26 protein-coding genes are annotated in these 25271 nt (G+C 30.5%); 21 read left to right on the top strand and 5 right to left on the bottom strand.

Features of this window, described 5'->3' with window-relative positions; all coding sequences use genetic code 11:
- Window position 1: 1 nt before the first annotated feature.
- From BN863_RS17600 to BN863_RS17515, 18 genes are all read left to right on the top strand, one after another.
- Window positions 2–1090 (top strand): hypothetical protein, encoded by a 1089-nt coding sequence (locus BN863_RS17600; RefSeq protein WP_038532827.1) that lies wholly within the window; start codon window positions 2–4, stop codon window positions 1088–1090.
- Window positions 1080–2099 carry a dTDP-glucose 4,6-dehydratase gene (rfbB, locus tag BN863_RS17595; protein ID WP_038532825.1) on the top strand — a complete coding sequence of 340 codons (1020 nt, stop codon included), beginning with the start codon at window positions 1080–1082 and terminating at the stop codon, window positions 2097–2099. Before BN863_RS17600 ends, rfbB begins: the two co-directional genes overlap by 11 nt.
- Window position 2100: 1 nt before the next feature.
- Window positions 2101–2967: a glucose-1-phosphate thymidylyltransferase RfbA gene (rfbA, locus tag BN863_RS17590; RefSeq protein WP_038533866.1), complete on the top strand. Its 867-nt coding sequence runs from the start codon at window positions 2101–2103 to the stop codon at window positions 2965–2967.
- Complete coding sequence (gene rfbC, locus BN863_RS17585) at window positions 2967–3512, top strand: dTDP-4-dehydrorhamnose 3,5-epimerase (RefSeq protein WP_038532823.1); 546 nt, start codon at window positions 2967–2969, stop codon at window positions 3510–3512. The genes rfbA and rfbC overlap by 1 nt, the downstream gene beginning before the upstream one ends.
- On the top strand, window positions 3512–4360 hold the full coding sequence (gene rfbD / locus BN863_RS17580; RefSeq protein WP_038532820.1) for a dTDP-4-dehydrorhamnose reductase: 849 nt from the start codon (window positions 3512–3514) through the stop codon (window positions 4358–4360). Before rfbC ends, rfbD begins: the two co-directional genes overlap by 1 nt.
- Window positions 4361–5155, top strand: coding sequence for a 3'(2'),5'-bisphosphate nucleotidase CysQ (cysQ, locus tag BN863_RS17575; RefSeq protein WP_038532818.1), 795 nt, complete (start codon window positions 4361–4363; stop codon window positions 5153–5155).
- A 69-nt stretch (window positions 5156–5224) separates the two neighbouring features.
- Window positions 5225–5644, top strand: a complete 420-nt coding sequence (locus tag BN863_RS17570) for a DUF2061 domain-containing protein (protein ID WP_038532816.1) — start codon at window positions 5225–5227, stop codon at window positions 5642–5644.
- Entirely contained in the window at window positions 5644–6249 is a 606-nt protein-coding gene (gene cysC / locus BN863_RS17565) for an adenylyl-sulfate kinase (RefSeq protein ID WP_038532814.1), read from the top strand. The genes BN863_RS17570 and cysC overlap by 1 nt, the downstream gene beginning before the upstream one ends.
- Window positions 6242–7153 (top strand): sulfate adenylyltransferase subunit CysD, encoded by a 912-nt coding sequence (gene cysD, locus BN863_RS17560; protein WP_038532812.1) that lies wholly within the window; start codon window positions 6242–6244, stop codon window positions 7151–7153. Before cysC ends, cysD begins: the two co-directional genes overlap by 8 nt.
- A 33-nt stretch (window positions 7154–7186) precedes the next feature.
- Entirely contained in the window at window positions 7187–8440 is a 1254-nt protein-coding gene (locus BN863_RS17555) for a sulfate adenylyltransferase subunit 1 (RefSeq protein ID WP_038532810.1), read from the top strand.
- A 141-nt stretch (window positions 8441–8581) separates the two neighbouring features.
- The gene (locus tag BN863_RS17550) at window positions 8582–9943 is read left to right on the top strand and encodes an oligosaccharide flippase family protein (RefSeq protein ID WP_038532808.1); all 1362 of its coding nucleotides are present in this window, start codon (window positions 8582–8584) and stop codon (window positions 9941–9943) included.
- A 42-nt stretch (window positions 9944–9985) separates the two neighbouring features.
- Window positions 9986–10525 carry a hypothetical protein gene (locus tag BN863_RS17545; protein WP_038532805.1) on the top strand — a complete coding sequence of 180 codons (540 nt, stop codon included), beginning with the start codon at window positions 9986–9988 and terminating at the stop codon, window positions 10523–10525.
- 21 nt (window positions 10526–10546) lie between these two features.
- A complete protein-coding gene (locus tag BN863_RS17540) occupies window positions 10547–11512 on the top strand; it encodes a glycosyltransferase (RefSeq protein ID WP_051774918.1) in 966 nt (321 codons plus the stop codon).
- A 321-nt stretch (window positions 11513–11833) separates the two neighbouring features.
- Window positions 11834–12754 carry a hypothetical protein gene (locus BN863_RS17535; protein WP_206778063.1) on the top strand — a complete coding sequence of 307 codons (921 nt, stop codon included), beginning with the start codon at window positions 11834–11836 and terminating at the stop codon, window positions 12752–12754.
- Window positions 12726–13886: a glycosyltransferase gene (locus BN863_RS17530; protein ID WP_038532800.1), complete on the top strand. Its 1161-nt coding sequence runs from the start codon at window positions 12726–12728 to the stop codon at window positions 13884–13886. Before BN863_RS17535 ends, BN863_RS17530 begins: the two co-directional genes overlap by 29 nt.
- The gene (locus BN863_RS17525) at window positions 13886–15193 is read left to right on the top strand and encodes an O-antigen ligase family protein (RefSeq protein ID WP_038532798.1); all 1308 of its coding nucleotides are present in this window, start codon (window positions 13886–13888) and stop codon (window positions 15191–15193) included. Before BN863_RS17530 ends, BN863_RS17525 begins: the two co-directional genes overlap by 1 nt.
- Entirely contained in the window at window positions 15156–16247 is a 1092-nt protein-coding gene (locus BN863_RS17520; RefSeq protein WP_038532795.1) for a DUF1972 domain-containing protein, read from the top strand. Before BN863_RS17525 ends, BN863_RS17520 begins: the two co-directional genes overlap by 38 nt.
- A 105-nt stretch (window positions 16248–16352) precedes the next feature.
- The gene (locus BN863_RS17515) at window positions 16353–17711 is read left to right on the top strand and encodes an undecaprenyl-phosphate glucose phosphotransferase (protein WP_038532793.1); all 1359 of its coding nucleotides are present in this window, start codon (window positions 16353–16355) and stop codon (window positions 17709–17711) included.
- Here BN863_RS17515 and BN863_RS17510 read toward each other — a convergent pair.
- Genes BN863_RS17510 through BN863_RS17500 form a run of 3 tightly spaced genes read right to left on the bottom strand, consistent with a single transcriptional unit; the run spans window position 17708 to window position 21289 of the window.
- Window positions 17708–18877, bottom strand: coding sequence for a glycosyltransferase family 4 protein (locus tag BN863_RS17510; RefSeq protein ID WP_038532791.1), 1170 nt, complete (start codon window positions 18875–18877; stop codon window positions 17708–17710). The two genes, BN863_RS17515 and BN863_RS17510, sit on opposite strands and share 4 nt — an antisense overlap.
- Window positions 18878–18885: 8 nt before the next feature.
- Window positions 18886–19971 carry a non-hydrolyzing UDP-N-acetylglucosamine 2-epimerase gene (gene wecB, locus BN863_RS17505; RefSeq protein ID WP_038532788.1) on the bottom strand — a complete coding sequence of 362 codons (1086 nt, stop codon included), beginning with the start codon at window positions 19969–19971 and terminating at the stop codon, window positions 18886–18888.
- A 7-nt stretch (window positions 19972–19978) separates the two neighbouring features.
- Window positions 19979–21289 carry a phenylacetate--CoA ligase family protein gene (locus tag BN863_RS17500; RefSeq protein ID WP_038532786.1) on the bottom strand — a complete coding sequence of 437 codons (1311 nt, stop codon included), beginning with the start codon at window positions 21287–21289 and terminating at the stop codon, window positions 19979–19981.
- Between the two features lie 82 nt (window positions 21290–21371).
- Between BN863_RS17500 and purD the strand changes: the two genes are divergently transcribed.
- Window positions 21372–22643 (top strand): phosphoribosylamine--glycine ligase, encoded by a 1272-nt coding sequence (gene purD, locus BN863_RS17495; RefSeq protein ID WP_038532784.1) that lies wholly within the window; start codon window positions 21372–21374, stop codon window positions 22641–22643.
- Window positions 22644–22652: 9 nt separating this feature from the next.
- Here purD and BN863_RS17490 read toward each other — a convergent pair whose 3' ends face one another.
- Window positions 22653–22880, bottom strand: a complete 228-nt coding sequence (locus BN863_RS17490) for a DUF6341 family protein (RefSeq protein ID WP_038532782.1) — start codon at window positions 22878–22880, stop codon at window positions 22653–22655.
- 40 nt (window positions 22881–22920) lie between these two features.
- On the opposite strand from BN863_RS17490, the gene BN863_RS17485 reads away from it, so the two are divergent.
- A complete protein-coding gene (locus BN863_RS17485) occupies window positions 22921–23862 on the top strand; it encodes a DUF6427 family protein (protein ID WP_038532780.1) in 942 nt (313 codons plus the stop codon).
- Here the strand turns inward: BN863_RS17485 and upp are convergent.
- The gene (gene upp, locus BN863_RS17480; RefSeq protein WP_038532778.1) at window positions 23833–24492 is read right to left on the bottom strand and encodes a uracil phosphoribosyltransferase; all 660 of its coding nucleotides are present in this window, start codon (window positions 24490–24492) and stop codon (window positions 23833–23835) included. The genes BN863_RS17485 and upp overlap by 30 nt on opposite strands.
- A 157-nt stretch (window positions 24493–24649) precedes the next feature.
- Here upp and BN863_RS17475 point away from each other — a divergent pair, with 157 nt between their 5' ends.
- Window positions 24650–25258 (top strand): DUF4254 domain-containing protein, encoded by a 609-nt coding sequence (locus BN863_RS17475; protein WP_038532776.1) that lies wholly within the window; start codon window positions 24650–24652, stop codon window positions 25256–25258.
- Window positions 25259–25271: the final 13 nt, after the last annotated feature.

Below are 25271 nucleotides of genomic sequence, written 5' to 3'. Positions count from 1 at the left end.
AATGAATACAAACTTGCCAGAAAATTCTAATTCTAATTTACCTCAAAAGCACCATAATTCGACAGATGAAGTCGACTTAATCGTGTTGTTTAATTATATTGGAAAAGGGTTTTCTAACTTTTTTAAATTAATTGGACGTTTATTTGAGTATCTGTTTAAGCTGATAATTTATGCATTAAAGCCTATTGTAATTTATGCAAAAATTATAGCCTTAGTTATGGTAATTGCTGCAATTTCTGGTTATTTTATCGATAAAAATAAGCCTACAATTTATGGGGCTAACATGATAGTTAAGCCGTATTACGATTCTAAATTTCCATTAATTAATAGTATAAGCTACTATAATGCACTTATAGAGAATGGTGAATATAATGATCTTTCTGAAATTTTTAAAATAGATTTAGAAACTGCTGAAAGTATTAAAAGTTTTGATGTTGGTCCTGGACCAGAATCGGAAACAGATTTAATGTTAGAATACGAGGAGTTTTTACTCTCTTTGGATAGTTCAACGGTAAGTAGTTTTTCTTATGAGAAATTTATTGAGAGACGTGATATTTATTCTACTAAAATCTATGAAATTAAAGTAGAAGCATTAAAAAATGATATTTTTAAAGATTTAGAGCAGGGGTTAAATCGTGTTTTTGAAAATACATATTCTCAAAGTTTATTAGATCGAAGAAATAAGGTTTATAAATTTGAAGAGGAAAATTTAACAACATCTTTAAATAAAATAGATTCCTTACAGAAAGTTTATATTTCTGTTTTAAAAGAAGAGTCAAAATCTCAGTCAAGAAAAGGAATCACAATAGGTGATGGTTTGTCTTTTGAAAAAGATAAATCAGTTACCAAAGAGTATGAGTTGTTAAATAAAGAAGTCGACTTAAGAGTTAAGTTAGTTGATCTCGAAGCAAATCGATTAGATGGTATTGTGCTTTTTGAAACTGTTTCAGGGTTTCAAAATATAGGATACAAAGTGTCTAACTTGTATAAAAATTATATGCTTACATTACCAATTTTAGCATTTCTATTAATTTATTTATTAATAGCAGGTTTAAAAATCATTAAATTTATAAAAAATTATGAAGGTTAAAACTTCAATATTAGTAACCGGAGGGGCAGGTTTCATTGGCTCGAATTTTGTTCCTTATTTTTTAGAAGAAAATAAAGATATTCATCTTGTAAACCTGGATAAGTTAACTTATGCTGGCGATTTAGAAAATGTATCTGAAGTAGAGGGTAATCCAAATTATACTTTTGTTGAAGGCGATATTTGTGATCGTAATTTAATAGAGGAATTGTTTGAGAAATATAAATTTTCTGGAATCATTCATTTTGCAGCTGAATCACATGTGGATAATTCTATTAAAAATCCAGATGCATTTATGCAAACAAATATTTTTGGAACTTTCAATTTAATTGATGTCGCTAAAAAACATTGGATGAATGGACCTTTCGAATTTAAAGAAGGTTGCGAGAATAATAAATTTCATCACATTTCTACAGATGAGGTGTACGGAACTTTAGGTGAAACAGGTCTGTTTTTAGAAACGACTCCATATGCACCTAACAGCCCATATAGTGCTTCTAAAGCTTCTTCAGATTTTGTTGTAAGAAGTTATTTCCATACATATGGTATGAATGTTTTAACAACTAATTGTTCTAACAACTACGGCCCAAAACAGCACGATGAAAAATTAATTCCAACAATTATTAGAAAGGCACTTTCTGGTGAAGATATTCCAATTTATGGCGATGGGAAAAATATCCGTGACTGGTTATATGTTTTAGATCACTGTAAAGGAATTGCTTTAGTTTATAAAACAGGAAAGTTTGGAGAAACGTATAATATTGGAGGTAGAAATGAACGTGATAATATGTACATTGTAAATACAATTTGTGGTATTTTAGACGGTATATATCCAAAAGAAAAGCCTTATGCAGATCAAATTACTTTTGTAAAAGACCGTGCAGGACATGATTTCCGTTATGCAATAGATGCTACAAAGTTAGAAAATGAATTGGGCTGGAAAGCCGATGAAAATTTCGAAACAGGAATTAAGAAAACTATCGAGTGGTATATCAATAAATACAAAAATTAAGATGAAAGGAATTATTCTAGCAGGAGGATCAGGAACAAGGTTACACCCTTTAACATTATCTGTAAGTAAGCAATTAATGCCTATTTACGATAAACCAATGATTTATTATCCGTTATCTACATTAATGTATGCCGGTATTAATGAGATCTTAATCATTTCAACGCCTAAAGATTTACCATTATTTAAAGATTTATTGGGAGATGGAGAAAAGTTCGGATGTAAATTCGAATACGCTGTACAAGAAGAGCCAAATGGTTTAGCAGAAGCTTTTATTATTGGTGCAGACTTTATTGGAGATGAAAAAGTAGCTTTAATTTTAGGAGATAACATTTTTTACGGAACTGGTTTAGGTAAATTATTACAAGAGAATAATGATCCAGATGGTGGAATCATTTATGCATATCGTGTTCATGACCCAGAACGTTACGGAGTAGTAGATTTTGATGAAAATGGACAAGCCATTTCTATTGAAGAAAAACCCGAGCATCCAAAATCTAATTATGCTGTTCCTGGTATTTATTTTTATGATAACTCGGTGGTAGAAATTGCTAAAAATATAGCCCCGAGTCATAGAGGTGAATTAGAAATTACCGATGTTAATAAAGTTTACTTAGAGCAAGGGAAATTAAGTGTTAGTATTTTAGACAGAGGTACGGCTTGGTTAGATACAGGTACATTCCAATCGCTTATGCAAGCATCTCAATTTGTTGAGGTATTAGAAGAACGTCAGGGATTAAAAATTGGTTCTATTGAGGCAGCAGCTTTCGAAATGGGGTATATCTCTTCAGAACAATTTGAAGCCTTAGCGCAACCTTTACTTAAGAGTGGTTATGGTAAGAACTTATTGGGATTATTAAATAAAAAATAATGACTGTTACAGAAACTAAATTAAAGGATTGTTTTATTTTAGAACCGCAAGTGTTTGGTGATAAAAGAGGATATTTTCTTGAATCTTATAATGCAGAGACTTTTAATAAATTAACAGGATTAGATGTAACATTCGTTCAGGACAACGAATCATTTTCTTCTAGAGGTGTTTTACGAGGACTTCATTATCAATTAGGCGAGCATGCACAAGCAAAGTTAGTCCGTGTTGTAAAAGGTGAGGTTTTAGATGTCGCTGTAGATATTAGAAAAGGGTCTCCAACTTTTGGTCAACATGTCGCCGTTAATTTAACTGAAGATAATAAAAGGCAGTTATTTGTGCCTCGTGGATTTGCTCACGGATTTGTCGTGTTAAGTGAAACAGCTATTTTTTCTTATAAATGTGACAACTTTTATAACAAAGCATCAGAAGGCAGTATTATTTATAACGACAAGACCTTAAATATCGATTGGCAAATTGATGAAAGTGAGATGTTGATATCTGAAAAAGATACCATATCACCTTCATTTGAAAACGCAACTTTATAATGAAAATTTTAGTTACCGGAGGAAACGGACAATTAGCAGCCTGTATTAAGGATGTTAGTAAACATAACAATCAACTGCAATTTATATATACAGATTCAGAAAATTTAGATATTACAAGTCAGCAACATGTTGCTGATTTTTTTCAAAATAATAATATCGATTGGTGTATAAACTGTGCTGCTTATACAGCTGTAGATAAAGCGGAAACTGATATTGATTTAGCGCGTAAAGTAAATAATGATGGTGCTAAACATTTAGCTATAGCTTGTAAAGCTAATAATGTGAAGCTCATTCATGTATCTACAGATTTTGTGTTCGATGGAAAATCTTCGTCTTTATATTCTGAAACTGATATTGCAGAACCATTAGGCATTTATGGATTAACAAAACTTGAAGGAGAACAAGCTATACAAGATAATTTAGATGCATATTTTATTTTAAGAACATCTTGGTTATACTCAGAACATGCTAATAATTTCATGAAAACGATGTTACGTTTAGCAGAAACTAGACCAGAATTAAGCGTAGTTGCAGATCAGATAGGTACGCCGACTTATGCAACAGATTTAGCTAATGTAATGTTGAAAATTATAAATGATAACCCAACCACTTATGGGTTATATCATTATAGTAATGAAGGGGTAGCCAGTTGGTATGATTTTGCTGATGCTATTTTTGAAATTACAGAAACAAATACCAAAGTTTTCCCTATTAAAACAGAAGCCTATCCAACACCTGCTGCTCGCCCACAATTTAGCGTAATGGATAAATCAAAAATAAAAGAAACTTTTAAAATTGACATTCCGCATTGGAGGGTAAGTTTAAAGCAAGCTATTAAAAATTTATAAATGAATTCAAATTTAAAAACCGCTATCGAAGCATCGTTAAAAGCAGGAGAAGTTATTATGCAAGTGTATGATACAGCTTTTAATGTGGAATTAAAAGATGATAAATCACCCTTAACTGAAGCTGATAAAAAAGCGAATGACATTATTAATTCATTCTTAATTCCATCAGAGATTCCAATTATTAGTGAAGAGAATAAACAAACAGATTACCAGGTTAGAAAAACTTGGGAAACGTGCTGGATTGTAGACCCAGTAGATGGCACAAAAGAATTTATTAAGCGTAATGGCGAGTTTACAGTAAATATTGCACTTGTAACTAATGGAAAGCCTGTTTTAGGCGTTATTTATGTGCCTGCAGTTAAGACATTATATTATGGTGATGTAACAAATAACGAAGGTTTTAAAGTTGAATTAGAAGACCATAACACGTCTATAGCGTATATTTTAGAACATGCAGAAGCATTGCAACCTAAAGATTCTAATTCTAATCCAGTTCAAGTTGTTGGAAGCCGTTCGCATATGAGTCAGGATACACTTGACTTTGTAGAAACTTTAAAAGCAAATGGAAGTGATGTTGAAATTGTTTCCAAAGGAAGTTCTCTTAAATTTTGTTTAGTAGCAGAAGGAAATGCAGATGTTTATCCTAGATTTGCTCCAACAATGGAGTGGGATACTGCTGCAGGTCAGGCAATTTGTAATGCTGTTGGTGTAGAAGTTATTTCGAAAGAAACGGATCAGGCGTTATTATACAATAAAGAAAATTTATTAAATCCTTTTTTCCTAGTAACCCTATAGGATAATTGTTTTTAATTAAAAAAAGCTTACTTTTGTTCTAAACATAATAGGCATAAAAGTCTATAAAAGATGAAAGATACTTCACATAAAAGACATATTGTTAAGGCAATTACATGGCGAATAGTTGGGACTTTAGACACTATTTTGTTGTCTTGGTTAATTTCTGGAGATCCGCTTACAGGTCTTAAAATTGGTGCGGCTGAAGTTACAACCAAAATGATTTTATACTATTTACACGAACGTGTATGGTTTAAGGTCGATATGGAAGAGAGTAATAAACGTCATATCTTTAAAACGGTTACTTGGCGTGTTGTAGGCACTTTGGATACCATGACATTAGCTTGGTTAATATCTGGAGACCCAATGATTGGTTTAAAAGTAGGTGGAACAGAAGTACTAACTAAAATGATTTTATACTATTTACATGAGAAAGCTTGGTATAAAATTAATTTTGGTTTAGATAAAAATAAACGTCATACTCACGAATAATGAAAGAGAATATTATACCTCACGATTATCAAATATCCCGAAAAGATAGACAAAGTAATAATCAACATAATTCATTTTTAATTTGGTTTACTGGGCTTTCAGGTTCAGGGAAATCGACTATAGCGAATGTGGTTGAACAAAAATTATTTGAAAAAGGAATAAAAACCTATACATTAGACGGAGATAATATCCGAAAAGGAATCAATTGTGATTTAACCTTTGCTCCAGAAGATCGTAAAGAGAATATCCGCAGGATAGCAGAAATCTCAAATCTAATGATTGATGCTGGTGTTGTAACGCTAGCAGCTTTTGTTTCGCCTTATAAAAAAGATAGATTAAATATTAAATCTATTGTTAAGGACGATAATTTTGTTGAGATTTATGTAAATACTAGTGTTGAAGAGTGTGAACGCCGTGATACTAAAGGGCTTTATAAAAAAGCTAGAGCAGGAGAAATAAAAAATATGACTGGAATTTCTGCGCCTTACGAGGCTCCTGAAAATCCAGATGTAGAAATAAAAACAGAAGGTGTATCTGTAGAAGATGCAGCAAATAAAATAGTAGAATATATATTACCTAAATTAAAATTATTGAGCAATGAGTAGTAATAAGTATTATTTAAATTATTTAGATGAATTAGAGAGTGAAGCGATCTATATCTTAAGAGAAGTATGGGCTCAATTTCAGAATCCAGTAATTTTATTTTCTGGAGGGAAAGATTCAATTGTATTAACACATTTGGCTAAAAAGGCATTTTATCCTTCAAAGATTCCATTTCCTTTAATGCACGTAGATACAGGACATAATTTCCCTGAAACTATTCAGTTTAGAGATGATATTATTAAAGATTTAGGTGTAAACTTAATTGTTGGTTCTGTTCAAGAATCGATAGATGACGGACGAGTTGCTGAAGAAAAAGGTAAAAATGCTACACGTAATGCACTTCAAATTACTACGCTTTTAGATGCTATTGAAGCAAATAAGGTAGATTGTGCTATTGGAGGTGGTCGTCGTGACGAAGAAAAAGCAAGAGCAAAAGAACGTTTCTTTTCTCATAGAGATGATTTCGGGCAGTGGGACCCGAAAAACCAACGTCCAGAATTATGGAACATTTTAAACGGTAAATATTTTGAAGGTGAGCATTTTAGAGCTTTCCCTATAAGTAACTGGACTGAAATGGATGTTTGGAACTATATTAAACGTGAAAACATCGCTATACCTTCGTTATACTTCGCTCATGAACGTGAGGTTGTATGGAGACAAGATGCTTGGATTCCTAATTCTGAATTTTTAATTCTTGAAGACCATGAAGAGGTAGTTACTAAAAAAATAAGATTTAGAACATTAGGAGATATTACCATTACAGGTGGAATCGAATCTGATGCCGATACGTTAGCCAAAATCGCAGATGAGGTTGCAGGAATGCGCCAAACAGAACGAGGTAACAGAAGTGACGATAAACGTTCAGAATCAGCTATGGAAGACAGAAAACGTCAAGGCTATTTTTAATCAATTCTCCAATCAATTTAAGAAAGAAGTAATATGTTAGATAATAATCAATTATTAAGATTCACAACAGCTGGGAGTGTAGATGACGGAAAAAGTACCTTAATTGGTCGTTTACTATACGATTCAAAATCTATTTTTGAAGATCAGTTACAATCTATAGAAAATACAAGTAAGAAAAAAGGTCATGCAGGCGTCGATTTAGCCCTATTTACAGACGGTTTAAAGGACGAACGTGAACAAGGAATAACAATAGACGTTGCGTACAGATATTTTACAACACCTAAGCGTAAATTTATCATTGCAGATACTCCAGGTCATATTCAGTACACTAGAAATATGGTTACAGGAGCTTCAACAGCAAATGTGGCTACTATTTTAATAGACGCCAGACATGGTGTCATCGAACAAACAAAGCGTCATGCATTTATTGCGTCATTGTTAAACATACCACATGTTATTGTGTGTGTTAACAAAATGGATTTAGTGGATTATTCAGAAGAGGTGTTTAATAATATCGTTTCTCAATTTGAAGAAATTTCATCTAAGATGCTAATTAAGGATGTTAGATTTATTCCTATGAGTGCTTTAGATGGAGATAATGTTGTTAACCGCTCAGAGAATATGCCTTGGTACCAAGGTTCACCGATGCTATATGTGTTAGAAACGATGCATATTAGTAGTGATATTAATAAGGTTGATGCACGTTTTGCTGTGCAAACTGTACTTAGACCTCAGAGTGATTCTCATAGAGATTACCGTGGTTATGCAGGACGTGTAGCTAGTGGTGTATTTCGTATTGGAGATGAGATCACAGTAATGCCTTCAGGATTTACATCTAAAATAAAAGGTATAAATTTATACGATCAAGAATTAGAAGAAGCCTTTGCGCCGCAATCAGTATCGATTCAATTAGAAGACGATATCGATATTGGAAGAGGAGACATGATTGTGCGTTCTAATAACAAACCAGAAGCATCACAAGATATAGAAGTAATGTTATGTTGGTTAAATAGTACAGGAGCAAAACCACGTACTAAATACACAATAAAGCATACGTCTAACGATCAAAAAGCAATGATTAAAGATGTCGTTTATAAAATAGATATAGAAACCTTAAACCGTGTTGAGGGTAATGCTGAGCTTAATATGAATGATATAGCAAAAGTTAAGATTAGAACAACAAAGCCATTAATGATAGATTCTTATAGAGAAAACCGCTCTACAGGAAGCATTGTTTTGGTAGACGACTCAACTAACGAAACTGTTGCTGCAGGAATGATTGTGTAAGTTTAAGATTGCTTAACTAAAAGTAATTTTAAAAAAGTAAATCCATTAAAGGTATACATTAAAGTGTATATTTTAATGGATTTACTTTTTTAAAATAGTAGCTTTGTTTGCATTTTAATTCTGATAATAAATCTATAAAAATTGTTTAAAAACCTAATCAGTAAACTCAACTCAGACGCCAATTTAAAAGAACTTTTGTTTGGTAGTGCCATAACATTTGTCCTGAAAATTTTTGGTATGTTATTAAGTTACATTACTGTTTTAATTATTTCTAGAAAATATGGTGCATCGGGAGCGGGTGTATATACACTTACTTTAAATGCTTTAATTAGTTTATCAATTATTGGGGCTTTAGGTTTAGATATGGCTCTATTACGGTTTGTTGGTCAGTACAATAAAACTAAAAATGGCAATGATAAAATAAAAAATATTTATAAATACGTTTTTTATTTAGCCTTACCTTTTTCTCTGTTATTGTCACTGTTGTTATACTTTTTTTCGGAAACCGTAGCAGAGAATTTATTTAAAAACGACATCTATGTTCAGGTTTTAAGAATAGGTGCTGTTGCTTTGCCTTTTTTAACGGTTAGTATTGTTAATATAGAATTTATTAGAGGACTAAAAAAATTACAAATTAGTGAGTATTTACGAAGTGTTAACAGGCCTTTGTTTATAATAATTTTTTTATTGGCATTAAGTTATAGCGATAATGTAGTTAATGCGATTTACGCTTTAATAGGTGCCATAATTTTAAGTATGATTTTATCTTTTATACCAATTATAAAATTCTTCAATAAAAAGAAAGAATCGGTAGATGTTTATAAGTCCGAGGTAAAAACTAAAGATTTACTAAAGACAACATTTCCTATGATGATTGTTTTGGTTATCACATCGTTGTTGGGTACCTCTTCTGCTTTTTTTTTAGAAACTTATGGCACATCAGAAGAAGTCGGTATTTTTAATATTTGTTTTAAAGTGGCCCAACTAATAAGTATCGTTTTGGTGGTTGTTAATACTATTTCTGCACCAAAGTTTGCTGAACTATATTGGAATAATAAAAGAGTTGAATTGCAAAAATTATTATTTCAATCTTCAAAATTGATTTTTATTTTCGGGTCTATTTTATCTGTTGTCATAATTTTATTCTCTGGATATATTTTAAGCTTCTTTGGGGAAGAATTTTTACAAGGAAAGCAGATACTAGCGATTCTTGTTTTAGGGCTGTTAATTAGCTCTTTTTGCGGTTCTGCAGGTATATTTATGGGTATGACAGGTAGTGAAAAAGCATTGCGTAATATTATTTCTGTGGTATTTGTATGCACTTTATTATGCTTATATAAATTTGTTCCTTTATATGGTTTATTAGGAGCAGCTATTATATCTGCATGTTCCCCTATAATTTTAAATATGAGTTGTGCGTTTTATGTTTACAAAAAATCTAACTTAATTACTTTTTATATGCCTCAATTCTTGAATAACATATTAAAATCTAATAAAAGTTAAATTGAAAAATATACTTGTTTGCTGAATTAAACTTTAAAAACTATGAGGAATATATTTTTAATAGCATGTGTTTTTTTATTGTTTTCTTGTGAAGGAAAAAATGAAAAAAATAAAATTTCTGAAAAAAAAACTAGTATTAATAAAATTGAAAAAGACAATATTTTTAGTGTTGATTTAAATGTCAAAATATTAGAAGACGACAGATTACAATTATTTTTTATTGAAGATGATCCAGAATCAGGATTTAGTGCAGATAAAAGAATGTATATAGATATTAAAGGGAAAGATGAATTTCAGGTTGTATCGTTTAAATTACCTTCAGGCGTTTTGCCTTATCGTTTTAGAGTCGATTTAGGAGAGAATAAAATAGAATCGGATATACAAATTAAATCGATAGTAATTAAGTTTAATCAAGGTGTTATGGACATAGATAGCGCTACTTTTCCAAGATTATTTAGTTCAAATATTTACCTAAATACTACCGATTATAAAACATTTTCTAGAAAAATAATCGATACTCAGTATGATCCATACATTGTATCTACGCCACTGTTAGATAAAAAAATTGAAATAGATTTATAATAAGAATTAAGAACTTAATTGATGAATTCTAAAATGAAGGTAACTGTCGTTACGGTAACTTACGGAAATCGATTTACATTTCTCAAAGAAGTAATAGATTCGTCTTTAAGTCAATTAGTCGACGAGATTATTATAGTATCTAATGGTAGTGACGAGTATTCTATTAATCAGATTAGAAACCTTGTTGCTGTAAATACAAGTATAAAATTAATCGATTTAAAAGAGAACACGGGGTCTGCAAATGGGTTTTATCAAGGATTAAATGAAGCTTATAATACAGGTGCAGAGTTTATTTGGATTTTAGATGATGATAATAAACCTAAAGCGAATGCTTTATCAGAATTAAAACTCTTTTGGCAAAGTAACACTAATCTTAAAAAGAATAATACGGCATTACTGTCTTACAGATTAGATAGAGAATTATATAAAAAGGCGATACAATCTAAAGATCCGTTTAAAATGCTTGGCAGTCAAAATTCATTTTTAGGATTTAATATTTTAGATAAATTTTCTCAAAAAGAAACAACTCCGTTAGATACTAGTATTAATTATGGTGAAGTAAGTGTAGCGCCTTATGGCGGACTATTTTTTCACAGAAAATTAATTGATACAATAGGGTTGCCAGATATAAATTATTACTTGTACGGAGATGATTACGATTATTCTTATAGAATAAGTAAAAATAAAGGTAAAATATATTTAGTTTTGTCTAGTGTTTTAGAAGATTTAGAGAAATCATTTCATTTAAAATCAAGCCAAAAGCGGTTGTTAAGCAATCGGTTTATTAAAACGGATTCAAAAAATAAAATTTTCTATGCAGTTCGAAATGGAATTAAATTTGAACAAAATTTTGTAGATAATAAAGTTGTTTATATTCTTAATGCTATAATTTATTTAGTACTTACTTTTGTAATTCTGTTATTCAACTATAAACACTTTTGGAAATTAAAATATGTTTTAAAAGGGGTGATGGCCAGTATCAAGTAAATGTTAAAGCTTAAAACAATATATCAGTTCTCGTTCTTATTAATTTTTGTTTTGATATTCTTATTAGGAGGAAGTCTGCAGTTTTTTTTAGGGGTTTCTAATACAGGGTTAACATTAGCACTTTGCTTAATCATGTTAAGTAACTACGCTCTGTACGTTTTAATTAGAGGGAAAATTGTGTTTGATAAAGTTGTAGGTTTTGCTTTTCTTTATAGTATTGTAATTATTATTAGTGGAGTAATAAATCATTCTACTTTATTCCATATCGTATTATATAATATTTTTTCAGTATTACCTCTTAGTTGTTATTTGTTTTTTAAAATGAATAAAAACGAGAATTATATTCAAAAAAGAACTGTTAATAAACTTGTATTATATGTTGCCATTATACAGTTACCTATACTTCTTATTCAAAGAAATTTTTATGACATTTTAATTCATTTTAATAATAGCGGACAGCAAATTGCGTCTTTTGATTTTCTATTCGGAAGTTTCTTTCTTAAGTCTGATCATTCTTTAGGACTTTATCTGTTTTTAGTGATAGCCTCTTTGTATTTTAATATTAATAATATCCGTCAATCTACTAAATATACTTTTCTATTAATTGTTTATTTAAGTATTACGCTACTATTAGCAGAATCTAACATTTCTAAGGGATTATTGTTTTTGTTTTATGGTATTATAATTTCTATGAATTTATATAAAGCAATTACAAGAAACAGGATTGTTCGGAAAATTATGATTGGTTTTATTGTAGTTTTAGGAGCATTATTTATTTACAATATTAGGAATATTGAATTAATTACCTCTAGACTTGGAGGAACGTTAGAGCGTAATTTTACGGCCGAAAAATCGCTTCATTTCTTTAATCTAGGTACAGCCAAAAGAGAACAAATTGTTATTGCTGCAATACACGTTTTAGATACAAAATATATTGGTGATGGCCCATATTCATATTTTGACATATCTACAGGAAAGTTTAAAAACACGATTCATTTTACACAGTTAATTTGGACCTATTTTGACTTAGGATTAATAGGATTATTTGTAGTTATATTATACATGTATTTTATAATAAAAACACTCAATATTAATAACCGGCAAGGCTTCTATGCAGTATGTATTTTAGCACTTATTTATATGTTTTATACAACTCCATTTTCGGAGATCGGTATAATATTTAGCCTTATTTTATTTTTTAATTTTTATAAAGATGAACGTAATTATAATTCCATTTCATGATTGGAGAAAAAGCGAAAGAGAAGGGTTTAGAACACGAGATGTTCACTTTATTAAAGCATTTTCCAAAGACTCCGAAATTGAAAAAATATTAGTAATTAATAGGCCCACAACTTTTTTAGAATTGGCTTATAATAAACAGAGTAAAAAAATTAATGGTGAAATGCTGTTGTCAGAAAATGGTTTTACACTTAGTAAGGTTGATACAAACATATATGTAGTAGATTACCACTCTAAAGATATCTTTACTCAAATTATTAAAAAACACCTTTGGTTTATCGCTAAATATAACGACGAGCACTATTTTAATTTTATTGAAAAAGCAAAACACGTTCTTAAAATGGAAACAAGTAATGTGGTATTACAAAATGTGTTTGCTTATAAACTAGCAGTTAAATTAGATTCTAAAAATAAAGTTTTTGATGCTTGGGATAATTTTCTAAAATTCCCAGCTTACCAGAAAATTAAAAATGAAATTTATTCGGGGTATAAAACACTATCCGAAAATACTTTTATATGGATAACGAATTCTTTAGAGAATGTTGAATTTTATAAAAGCACTTTTAAAGTTGAAAATATTTCCTTAGTTAAGAATGGAGTTAAAACAGACTTCATTAAAAATTTAAAGCATGTACCCGAAGATTTAAAACATATTCAAAGACCAATTATTGGTTTTGGAGGTAAAATATCTTATTTATTAAACACAGATTTAATTAATTATTTATCGGCCGATAACCCGAATGCTTCTTTTGTTTTTGTAGGTCAAATTCTAGATAAAGAGATCTTTGAAAAAATTGAAAAAAGAAAAAATGTTTATTTCTTAGGCGATAAGCATTATGATGAGTATCCAAATTATGTTCAAAATTTCGATATCTGTATTGTTCCTTATAACATTAGAGAAAAGCAGCATGGAGGCGATTCAATTAAAGCATATGAATATTTACTAACAGGTAAGAAAGTAGTTGGTACAAGAGGAAATGGACTTCAAGATTTAGAAAAGCATTTATATTTAGTAGATTCTTCAGAAGACTTTTCAAGCGCATTAAAATCGGTAGAAAATAACAAGCCTTTAATTAATATTAATGAACATTCTTGGGAGTCTAAAGCTAAAATGTTAATGCGATTCTTTAAATAATGAGTGTTCTAAATACTATAAAAAAGCAAGGATTAAATCGTCCAGAAGAAACACTTATGTGTTTAATGGCGGTTACAATACCTTACATGCTAAACGTGGGTAATATTTCGGTTGTTTTAGCTGGGGTATTTAGCTTCTATTTAATTTTTACAAAAAAAATAGATTTAAAGCAGTATTATAATTTCGGATTTTTATTTCCGTTATTTTATTTTCTAATTATTATAGGAAGCGCACTAACGAGTGATAATGTTAATTATGGATTAAAAGTGGTCAATAAAAACCTATTATTGTTTTTAATCCCTTTTGTATTATTTAGTTTCAAAAATGCCGATTTTAAAATAAAACGTATTCTTGTAGTTTTTGCTTTATCAACAACTTTGGCAACCTTTATATTACTATGTTATGGTAGTTTTAATCTAATTTCAGGAAAGGGAATAGACTCGGTTTTCTTTCATGAATTTACTAAATTGTACGATCAGCATCCCGTATATTTTGCACTGTATATAACATTAAGCATTTTTATAGTTACCTATTATTCATTCAAATTACATTTAAGTTCTGTTTTCAAGAATAAACTGTTTGTTTTTGGCTTAATTTCTATTTTAGGAATTGGACTTATTTTAACAGCCTCTAAAGCAGTCTTATTTATAAGTATTCCTCTATATTTTTTCTTGATTTTTTCTTTGGTTCAGAAAATGAAAAACAAACTCCTATTGTCTGGAGGTTTGGTTGTATTCATTGCGCTATTGGCTTGTGTACCTATAATTAAAGAACGATTCCTGGAGGGTATTCATTTTAATATTGAAGCATTTCAACCTACAAATAACTTGTCTGAAGCTTATGTGTTTAGTAAAGAAGATAAGGATAATATTAGTGATTTAGAGTTACGTTATATCTTTTTAAAAATAGGCCTGTATCATACAACCGAAGACCATAAATTATTATTTGGTTATGGTGTTGGGGATGTTCAAAATTATTTAGATTACTATTATATGTATTATGGTTTAGCTCCAAATTGGTACGAAGGCTATAATGTGCACAATCAATATTTACAAATACTCGTGTCTTTAGGTATTATTTCGCTGTTATTTTTTATAAGCTACCTTTTGTTTAGTATTTGGATTGCGTTAAAATCTAAGAACATATTGTATATAATGTTTTTAATAATGATTACGTTTGCACTTTTCTTTGAATCTTATTTTGAAAGAAATAAAGGGATTGTATTTTTTATTTTTATGAATACATTATTTTTAATTGATTTTTTTAGACATGAAGATAGGAATATTGGGCACACGGGGAATACCTAATTATCATGGTGGTTTTGAGCAATTTGCAGAGTATTTTTCTGTGTATTTAGCAAATCAAGGTCACGATGTTTATGTGTATAACTCTAGTATGCATCCTTATCAAGAAAAAACATTTAAAGGTGTACATATTATTCATTGTAAAGATCCAGAGAATAGAATAGGTACTGCGGGACAATTTATTTACGATGTTAATAGTATTCTTGATTCAAGAAAACGAAATTTCGATATCCTTCTTCAACTCGGATATACTAGCAGTTCTGTTTGGTACAAATTGCTTCCTAAAAAAAGTATGGTTATTACCAATATGGATGGTTTAGAATGGAAGCGATCCAAATATTCTAAAAAAATTCAATCGTTTTTAAAAGTTGCAGAATCTTTAGCTGTTAAATCTAGCGACCATTTAATCTCAGATTCTGTTGGTATACAAAATTATTTGAATACTAAATACAATGTGCAATCAAAATACATAGCGTATGGTGCAGATTTATTCCATAATCCAAATGAGAAGGTTCTAAACGATTTTGAAGTAAAACCATATAAGTATAATATGCTTGTGGCTCGTTTTGAGCCCGAAAATAACTTAGAAACGATATTAGATGGAGTTGTGTTGTCTAACAAAAAGGAAACGTTCTTAGTTGTAGGTAAACATGATAGTAATGCGTTTGGAGCTTATTTAAAGAAAAAGTATCAACATCATGATTTTATAAAATTTGTTGGTGGTATTTACGATATAGATATTCTTAATAACTTAAGGTATTATTCAAATTTGTATTTCCACGGACATTCAGTTGGTGGTACCAATCCTTCATTATTAGAGGCAATGTCTTCGAATGCTTTAATAGTTGGTCATAAAAATGAATTTAATAGCTCTATTTTAGGAGATTTTGCATTTTATTTTGAAAGTGATATTGATGTTAAGGGCATTATAGAGTCAATTGAAAAAAAGGATTACCTAGAAAAAGTTAATGGTTGCCGAAATGAAATCGTAGAAAAGTATAACTGGAATACAATTAATAAACAATATTTGGAGTTTTTTAAAGATTGTTTAAAATGATAATAATAAGTTAACAACTAGCTTCTATAATCCCCTTTCTTTTCTATTTTTGCACCTGAGCTGTAAACATGGCAATAATCTTTTTTAGTAAAATTAAATTAATAGGTGAGGACACACAAACAAGGTAGATATTCAGGGTATTTAAGACCTATTTCTTACGCTATCGATTTATTTATAATAAATGGGATGGCTTTACTGTTTTTCTTCCCAAAAGTTAATCCTTATTTATTTATTGGTTTAGTTTCAACTACTTGGATTATTTTATCCATTTACTCGAAATTTTACGAAGTGTACCGTTTTACAAGACCAGTTACTATTGCAGCACTTTTGTTTAAACAGGCACTATTATTCACACTAATAGTCTTTGCTTATTTTGGATTTAGACATTCTTTAAATATAAATTCTATTCTAGTTTTAAAGTATATCTTTTATGTCTTTTTTGTTATTGGAGTAGCAAAATTTACAGTTTATTATTTGCTTCAAAAATATAGAGCTTCATTTGGTGGAAATTTAAGGAAGACGGTCATTGTTGGTAAAAACAGACAGACCAATGCTTTAGAAGGTTTTTTTAAAAACAACCCAGAATACGGTTATGATCTTAAAAAGGTGTTTAATTTAAAAGATAAATCTCAAGAATCATTAGAAGACTGCTTAGAATATATTAAAAAGAATAATATAGATGAAATATATTGTTCTATTACAGAGTTGTCTAATAGTCAGATTTTTAATATCGTTAATTTTGCAGATAACAACCTAAAAATATTAAAATTTTTACCAGATAATAAAGAAATTTATTCTAAAAAGTTGAAGTACGAATACTACGATTTTATTCCTATTTTATCTCTTCGTGATATTCCTTTAGAAGAAAGTGTAAATCATTTTCTTAAGAGGTTATTCGATATTGTATTTTCTTTATGCATAATTGTTTTTGTGCTCTCTTGGTTAACACCACTTTTGGGAATAATTATAAAATTAGAATCTAGAGGTCCTGTATTCTTTAAACAGTCTAGAAATGGTTATAATTACAGAGAATTTAAGTGTTTTAAATTTCGATCTATGATGCCAAATACAAATGCAAACTTGTATCAGGCAACAAAAGGAGATCAGCGTATTACTAAAGTAGGACAGTTTATTAGAAAAACAAGTATTGATGAACTGCCTCAATTTTATAATGTACTCTTTGGAGATATGTCTGTAGTTGGTCCTAGACCACATATGGTAAGTCATACACACATGTATGCCAAACGAATTGATAAGTTTATGGTGCGTCACTTTGTAAAACCAGGTATTACAGGTTTAGCTCAAGTAAGTGGTTTTAGGGGAGAAGTAGAAACAGATAAGGATATTATAAATAGAGTAAAATACGATATTTTTTATGTTGAAAACTGGTCGTTATTACTTGACCTTAAAATCATTTTCCAAACGTTAATAAATGCCTTTAAAGGTGAAGATAAAGCGTATTAATTAGATAATTTTAGTGCTAAATTATCTAATTGATTTTTTAGATCAAAACGTGTATAAGCAATAGTTTTAATAGCGTTATTTAACTCTGTATTTAAGTTTTGTTTATCTATACTGCTAATTACTCGATTTAGGTCGTTATAATCACCTGACTTAGCAATCCAGCCTAAATTATTATTTCTAATAATATTTTCTCCTTCTCCACCTCCAAAATAGAGCATAGGGAGTCCTAATTTTGCGTATTCAAAGATTTTAGAAGGTACAGATCCATAAATTCTATTTAATAAAGGTATGATGGTTATATCGTACTGTTTTAAAACTTCATGGAGTTCGTTTCTTGATACCTGACCATGAAAAGTAATTGGTAGTTGCGGGTTGTTGGTTATATAATTTTCAATTTTTTCTTGTTCAGAGCCGGATCCATAAATATGAAATTCAATATAATCGTAATTTAAACGATTACATAGTTCATAAATACCTTGGGCAATACCCAAGAGCCCAGCATAAACCATTTTTATTTTACCCTCTGGAGTAGCTTTAAAGTTTAAATCTTCATTTTTAATCTCTGGATAATTTCTGTATAAAAAAGTAGCCTTATCAGGATAGATAGAGGTAACATGTGTTAATATTTCTTCACTTTGACCTAAAATTAAGTCTGCTTTTTTATAATTGAAATGTTCTATTTTTTCAAGAATGCTATAGCTGAAATTCTTTTTTAAAGCACCCAATTCTAAACCTGCAATAGGCCATAAATCACTGACGTTTAAAATAAGTTTTCGCTTTTTAGATTTTAGGAATAACATGCAAGTAAATGCAACCAATAATGGAGGAGACTGTACAATAACTTTTTGAGGTATTTTATTAAAAGTAAAAAACCATAACAAACTAAAACTATAAGAAAACATGGCTATTAAGCGTAATAATTTGTTTTTCGAATTACTAGCATAAATCCATAATCTATTAACTGTAGTACCTTTTTCTATAGTAGTTAGTTTAAAGTGCCCTTTGTACGCTTTAAAAATTTTTCCAGTAGGATAGTTTGGTAAAGGTGTTAATATAGAAACATTAAATTTTTTATCTTTTAGTCCTTCTGCTAAATGAGCAATTCTGTTAGAAGCGGCACCTATTTCTGGCGGATAGTAGCTTGTAATGATTAAAATATCTTTCATGAATAATTTTAAATTTCTAAGAGATGGTTTACTATGCGATTTGCTGTGTTTCCATCCCAAAATTTTGGAATCTCACCAACTGGCCACTCATTAGACAATAACTTTTTAAAACCTGTTTCTAATTTTTTAGGGTTATTTCCTGCTAGATAATTTGTGCCTATATCGCAAGTTTCAGGGCGTTCGGTATTTTCTCTTAATGTTATACAAGGAACATGCATTACTGTAGTTTCTTCTGTAATTCCACCAGAATCAGTAAGAACTGCAAAGGCATTTTTAACTAAAAAATTAAATTCTAAATAACCAAGAGGCTCAATAAAATGAAGGTTATCAAAATTTAAATTTAAATCTGATAACATTTTTTTAGTTCTTGGATGTACGGGGAAAACTATAGGTTTGTTATTGCTTAATGTAACAATTTTAGTAATGAGTTCTTTTAAAGATTCAGTTTCATCTACATTACTAGGTCTATGAAGCGTTAAAACAAAATAAGATTTATGTTTTAAACCAATACTAGTCCATACTTTTGGCTGTTTTAGTCTGTTTTCGTGTTTTCTTAAAGTGTCAATCATAACATTTCCAACGTAGTAAATCTTGTTTTTAGGAACGCCTAGATTTTTTAAATTTTCATTAGCATATTCAGATGTAGTGAAAAAATAATCTGTTAGACTATCCGTAACTATTCTGTTAATTTCTTCTGGCATATTCATGTCTCCAGAGCGAATCCCAGCTTCAACATGCGCAACCTTAATCCCTGCTTTTTTAGCTACTATTGTGCATGCCATAGTTGAAGTTACATCGCCAACAACAAGAACTAAATCACACGGATTATCATTTAATTCTTTTTCAAAACCAATCATAATCCCTGCTGTTTGTTCTGCTTGTGTACCGCTTTTAATATTTAGATTAGCATCTGGATACGGAATATTTAATTCTTCGAAAAACGTGTCACTTAAATTTTTATCATAATGCTGGCCGGTATGTACTAATCTGAAATCAATATCGATACCTTCATTTTTTTTAAAGTTAATAGCATCTATTATCGGTGCTATTTTCATAAAATTTGGTCGTGCTCCTGCAACTATAGTTATTTTCATGTTTTTATTATTTTACCAAAGACTTAAATTGCTTTAGTTTGCCACTTTTAGAACGTTTTAAAGCCTTATGCTTTTCAAAATGTATAATTAGTCCGCTTTCCAAGTAGCGTTTCATTTCTGAAATTATTGCCTGTTGTTTGTCTTCAGAAATTTCCATATTTCCAACGTAATCTATCTTAAATGTAGATTTGGTTTCTTGGGTAATAATAAACTCTTTTACATTGCCATCGTCTTCAATAATAGCTTTTGTAATGTAATAAAACGTTAATCCCGCTGCGCGTTTACCGCTTGACAAGATAGCCATATCATTTGTTCTTCCCAGCAGTTTTTCTAAAACAGGTTTTTGTAAAGTGCTGGTTTTGGATAGAATTCCAATATCACCTAAATCGTACCGAATAAAAGGATGTGCTTTGTTGTAAAGAGAAGTAATTACAATTCGTCCTTCTTGCCCGTAGGGTAAAGGTAAATTTTTATCATCTAAAACTTCAATAAAAAGCGTGTCGCTATTGGCTTGCCAAATATCTTCTGGGTTCTGAAAGGCAATTAAATCTAATTCCGATGCGCCGTATTCGTTAATTACTGGAACTCCAAATTGATGTTGTAAAAGTAGTTTATCGTCAGGAAAAAGCATTTCCGATGTGACCACACAGCATTTTAAAGTGGGACACACCGTGTTTAAAATAAGATTTTTCGATTTTAAATATTTAGCAAATTGTACAATGGCGCTAGTGTAGCCGTTTATATAGTCGAACGGTTTCGTTTTAAAAACGTTTAGGTAATTTTCTAAGGCAGTATCACTCAAATCGAAAATAGAAAACCGGTAGCGGTTACTTAGTTTATCTTTTAGGTGCTCTTTGTAATACCCAAATTTATCTAGTGGAATTCCATAAAAGCGGGCTTGTAAAGCGCTGTTAAAATCGATACCATACCAACCAAATCGATTTTGTATCTCTGCCCAAGTTAATGCGTGACAGGTTTTATCTTTAGCAAACACAAAAGGATCTCCAGAAGAACCAGATGTTTTGTTTATATAGACATTTTTAAGCGTATAACCTTCTGAAAGACGATTTTCTAGAGGTTGCTGTAAATCGCGTTTCGTCATAACAGGAACAGAATTCCAGTTATTTAAATCTATATCCTTTCCGAAAGAATTGTAAAACGGATTGTGATTTAAATGGTGTTGGAGGATCTCTTTTTTTCTTGAATTTAAATAGTTTTCAAATTCAATTTCACTTAATTTCTGAATTTTAGAAATCGTCTCTTTTGCATCCTTTAGCGGGAAACCATTAAATTGTAAACTAAGATTAAATATCTTCAAAAGACGATGTGGTATATGTTTTTGTAAAATAATTATTTTTTAAGCTTAAAAGCAATTATTTTTGCTTCAAACTATAAGTAATATGACAATTTTAATTCTAGGTTCTGGCGGAAGAGAACATACTTTTGCTTGGAAAATTTCTCAAAGTCCATTATGTAAAAAACTTTTTGTAGCTCCGGGTAACTCGGGAACTGCTGCTATCGCAGAGAACGTTGCAATAGGTGTAACCGATTTTGAAGCTATTAAAAACTTAGTTTTAGAAAATAATATAGATATGGTTGTCGTGGGGCCCGAAGATCCTTTAGTACAAGGGGTTCATGATTTTTTCTTAAATGATGATAAATTAAAGCATGTTGCTGTTATCGGACCAGAAAAAGCTGCTGCAGAATTAGAAGGTAGTAAGGAATTTGCTAAAGAATTTTTATTTAGACATAACATTCCAACTGCTGCTTACAAAAGTTTTAATAAATCGAATGTAGAAGAGGGGTATGCGTTTTTAGAAACCTTAACAGCACCGTATGTATTAAAAGCTGATGGACTAGCAGCCGGAAAAGGTGTACTAATTTTAAGTGATTTAGATGAAGCTAAAGACGAATTAAAAGCGATGTTAGTCGATTCTAAATTTGGAGCAGCAAGCACTAAAGTGGTGATTGAAGAATTCTTAGACGGCATCGAGTTAAGTTGTTTCGTGTTAACCGATGGAACCAACTATAAAGTATTGCCAACTGCAAAAGATTACAAACGTATTGGGGAAGGCGATACCGGTTTAAATACAGGTGGAATGGGAGCCGTGTCTCCAGTGCCTTTTGCTACAGATGAGTTTTTAGAAAAAATTGAAACACGTATCGTAAAACCTACAATTGAAGGTTTAATTAAAGATAATTTACCATATAAAGGGTTTGTGTTTATTGGTTTAATAAAAGTTGGAGACGACCCAATGGTTATCGAATATAACGTAAGAATGGGAGACCCAGAAACCGAAGTGGTTTTACCTAGACTTAAAAATGATTTCGTGGAATTACTACAAGCTGTAGCAAATGGTACTTTAAATGAAATAGATTTAGAAATAGACGAACGTGCTGCAACTACAGTAATGACTGTTTCTGGTGGCTATCCAGAAGCCTACGAAAAAGGAAAAGAAATTACAGGTCTAGAAAATATTGAAGGTTCCATTCCTTTTCATGCTGGTGCAGATTTAAAAGACGGAAAAGTAGTAACTACTGGCGGTCGAGTATTAGCAATGACGTCTTATGGAAATACATATCAAGAAGCCATAAAAAAATCTTATCAAAATATAGAAAAACTACATTTCGATAAGATGTATTATCGTAAAGATATAGGGTTCGATTTGTAAAAATCGAACTTATAGAAAAGAGTGCGAAGAAATACTTTTGTCTTCTTCGTTGTTGTCGTTAAACTTTTTTAGCTGAAGCATCCAGTATACGAAAAATCCCATACCGATTAATATAAAAACCCAAGATAGTGCGTTTGCTGCAAACCAGTTTGTAAGTTCAAGTTCTCTAATAGCGTCCAGTGGAGCGAACAATACATTGACAAATAAATCCTGTATCGCGTAAAAAAAATCTTTCATAGTGTGGTATATTTACCAAACAAAAATACAAAAAGAGTTAATGATTACAAGTATTTTTAGTAAATCTAAGCCAATAAACTTTTTAGTAGTTTTTATAATTACTTTAGCCACATTTTTTATAGCGCATTTAAAGTATGCAGAAGGCTCAGGTTTATCTACGCATTATGTTAGATATTTCTTTGTGTTTTTGGCTAGTTTTTCTTCTATTTTAGTGCTAGATTTTTTGGTGAGTAAGAATAAATTAACTCAGAAAAGCAGTTATGAGATTCTGCTATATGCCTTATTTTTAATGGCTTTGCCTCAAACAATGTTAAACGATAACATTGTGTATGCTAACTTTTTTATTCTTTTGGCTTTAAGACGCATTTTAAGTCTGCGTTCGCAACTTCATGTAAAAAAGAAGTTGTTAGATGCCGCGTTTTGGATTGCAATTGCTTCTTTATTTTACTTCTGGTCAATTTTATTTATATGTCTTATTTATGCCGCTTTATTTTTCCATTCTAATAATAATTTAAAAGAATGGATTATTCCAATTGTGGGTGTGGCTGCTGTTTTTATATTAGGTGTGTCGTATTCTATAATTGTATACAACGATTTTTTTACAGCTTTAAATATTTTTCCTAGTGTAAGTTTAGAGTTCGATACCTACAATACGTTGCAGTATATAATTGGAGTTACATTGTTAATTTCTTTCGGAATTTGGTCCTCTGTGTTTTATATTCGGACCATTAAATCTAAAAAGAACGACTTTAAACCCGCTTATAAAGTCGTGTTAGTTGCTGCGCTAATAGCGTTTAGTATCATGATTTTATCTCCTAAAAAAGAAGGTGGAGAATTTTTGTTTTTATTTGCACCTTTGGCTGTTATTATTACCAATTACCTAGAAACAATCCAAGATAAGTGGTTTAAAGAACTTTTTCTTGGACTCTTAATTTTCGTGCCATTTGGCTTACTATTGTTGGAGTTTCTCGCCAAAACATAAATCTCCAGCATCACCAAGTCCTGGTACGATATAGCCTTTTTCATTTAATTTTTCATCTATAGTTGAAATCCATAAATGTGTATCTTCATTAAAATGATTATTAACATAATCTACGCCTTGCTGTGCGCCAATAACACTAACTAAATGAATTTCTTTAGGTGTTCCAAAAGGTTTAAGAGCTTCAAAAGTGGCAACCATAGATTGTCCGGTGGCAAGCATAGGGTCGGCTAATATTAAAGTTTTGTTTTCTAAAGACGGACAAGCTAAATATTCAACTACAATTTCAAAACTTTCTGGAGACGATTTATGCTGTCTGTATGCAGAAATAAATGCGTTTTCTGCCGCATCAAAATAATTTAATAAACCGTTATGCAGTGGTATTCCTGCTCGAAGAATAGAACAAATAACAATATCATTCTCTGGTAAATTCACAGTGGTTGAATCTAAAGGTGTTTCTACACTTTGTTTTTTAAACTGAAGTGATTTACTGAGTTCGTAAGCTAAAATTTCACCAATACGTTCAATGTTTCGTCTAAAGCGCATATTGTCGGTTTGAATGGTTTTATCTCGTAACTCTGACATAAATACATTTAAAATAGTGTTTTCTAAAGATAAATTATGAATCTGCATGGTTCTCTTTTATGGTGTCTGGTAAAGTTAATTAATTAAGAGTATATTTACGTTTGTATTGTCTATTTAAAATTTTGTTAAACGTGAACCTGCACACAATGTGAAATGAAGGTGTTTAACAAAAATATATGTAGGTTTGTACTTTAAAATAAAAATCATGTTTACAACTAAAGCAAATACTATATTTCAGGAGGTTATAAATACCTATCACGTTATAAATACTGTAGATCAGGAATTTTCTAATCCGTATAGCAAAGAAGACGATTTATTAGCACATCTATTATACAGAAAATGTTGGATAGATACTGTGCAATGGCATTATGAAGATATTATTCGTGACCCACAAATTGATCCTGTTGCTGCTTTAACATTGAAACGTAAAATTGATGCTTCTAATCAAGATCGTACAGATATGGTAGAGTACATCGATAGTTATTTTTTAGAGGAATACAAAGCTGTGACACCAAAAGCAGACGCTACAATTAATACCGAAAGTCCAGCTTGGGGTGTAGATAGATTATCTATTTTGGCTTTAAAAGTATATCATATGGAAGAAGAAGCTACACGTGAAGATGCTTCTGAAGCTCATAGAAAAGCTTGCCAAACGAAATTAGATATTCTTCTTGAACAGCGTGTAGATTTATCGACTGCTATAGATACTTTATTGAACGACATCGCTTCTGGCGATAAATACATGAAAGTGTATAAACAAATGAAAATGTACAACGACGACGAACTTAACCCTGTGTTACGTTCTCAAAAATAGGAAGACTTTTTCT

The organism is Formosa agariphila KMM 3901 (assembly GCF_000723205.1).
GTDB lineage: Bacteria > Bacteroidota > Bacteroidia > Flavobacteriales > Flavobacteriaceae > Formosa > Formosa agariphila.
The sequence above is the reverse complement of the archived record's forward strand: the minus strand, read 5'-3'. Positions and strand labels throughout refer to the sequence as shown.

What these genes read in the sequence shown, in the direction of transcription:
- purD (WP_038532784.1), top strand. Translation starts at nt 21,372, where the DNA reads ATGACAATTTTAATTCTAGGTTCTGGCGGAAGAGAACATACTTTTGCT.
- BN863_RS17535 (WP_206778063.1), top strand. Translation starts at nt 11,834, where the DNA reads ATGAATAAAAACGAGAATTATATTCAAAAAAGAACTGTTAATAAACTT.
- rfbC (WP_038532823.1), top strand. Translation starts at nt 2,967, where the DNA reads ATGACTGTTACAGAAACTAAATTAAAGGATTGTTTTATTTTAGAACCG.
- BN863_RS17520 (WP_038532795.1), top strand. Translation starts at nt 15,156, where the DNA reads ATGAAGATAGGAATATTGGGCACACGGGGAATACCTAATTATCATGGT.
- cysC (WP_038532814.1), top strand. Translation starts at nt 5,644, where the DNA reads ATGAAAGAGAATATTATACCTCACGATTATCAAATATCCCGAAAAGAT.
- rfbA (WP_038533866.1), top strand. Translation starts at nt 2,101, where the DNA reads ATGAAAGGAATTATTCTAGCAGGAGGATCAGGAACAAGGTTACACCCT.
- BN863_RS17530 (WP_038532800.1), top strand. Translation starts at nt 12,726, where the DNA reads ATGAACGTAATTATAATTCCATTTCATGATTGGAGAAAAAGCGAAAGA.
- cysQ (WP_038532818.1), top strand. Translation starts at nt 4,361, where the DNA reads ATGAATTCAAATTTAAAAACCGCTATCGAAGCATCGTTAAAAGCAGGA.
- rfbB (WP_038532825.1), top strand. Translation starts at nt 1,080, where the DNA reads ATGAAGGTTAAAACTTCAATATTAGTAACCGGAGGGGCAGGTTTCATT.
- cysD (WP_038532812.1), top strand. Translation starts at nt 6,242, where the DNA reads ATGAGTAGTAATAAGTATTATTTAAATTATTTAGATGAATTAGAGAGT.
- BN863_RS17485 (WP_038532780.1), top strand. Translation starts at nt 22,921, where the DNA reads ATGATTACAAGTATTTTTAGTAAATCTAAGCCAATAAACTTTTTAGTA.
- BN863_RS17545 (WP_038532805.1), top strand. Translation starts at nt 9,986, where the DNA reads ATGAGGAATATATTTTTAATAGCATGTGTTTTTTTATTGTTTTCTTGT.
- BN863_RS17555 (WP_038532810.1), top strand. Translation starts at nt 7,187, where the DNA reads ATGTTAGATAATAATCAATTATTAAGATTCACAACAGCTGGGAGTGTA.
- BN863_RS17570 (WP_038532816.1), top strand. Translation starts at nt 5,225, where the DNA reads ATGAAAGATACTTCACATAAAAGACATATTGTTAAGGCAATTACATGG.
- rfbD (WP_038532820.1), top strand. Translation starts at nt 3,512, where the DNA reads ATGAAAATTTTAGTTACCGGAGGAAACGGACAATTAGCAGCCTGTATT.
- upp (WP_038532778.1), bottom strand. Translation starts at nt 24,492, where the DNA reads ATGCAGATTCATAATTTATCTTTAGAAAACACTATTTTAAATGTATTT.
- BN863_RS17600 (WP_038532827.1), top strand. Translation starts at nt 2, where the DNA reads ATGAATACAAACTTGCCAGAAAATTCTAATTCTAATTTACCTCAAAAG.
- BN863_RS17540 (WP_051774918.1), top strand. Translation starts at nt 10,547, where the DNA reads ATGAATTCTAAAATGAAGGTAACTGTCGTTACGGTAACTTACGGAAAT.
- BN863_RS17475 (WP_038532776.1), top strand. Translation starts at nt 24,650, where the DNA reads ATGTTTACAACTAAAGCAAATACTATATTTCAGGAGGTTATAAATACC.
- wecB (WP_038532788.1), bottom strand. Translation starts at nt 19,971, where the DNA reads ATGAAAATAACTATAGTTGCAGGAGCACGACCAAATTTTATGAAAATA.
- BN863_RS17490 (WP_038532782.1), bottom strand. Translation starts at nt 22,880, where the DNA reads ATGAAAGATTTTTTTTACGCGATACAGGATTTATTTGTCAATGTATTG.
- BN863_RS17525 (WP_038532798.1), top strand. Translation starts at nt 13,886, where the DNA reads ATGAGTGTTCTAAATACTATAAAAAAGCAAGGATTAAATCGTCCAGAA.
- BN863_RS17510 (WP_038532791.1), bottom strand. Translation starts at nt 18,877, where the DNA reads ATGAAAGATATTTTAATCATTACAAGCTACTATCCGCCAGAAATAGGT.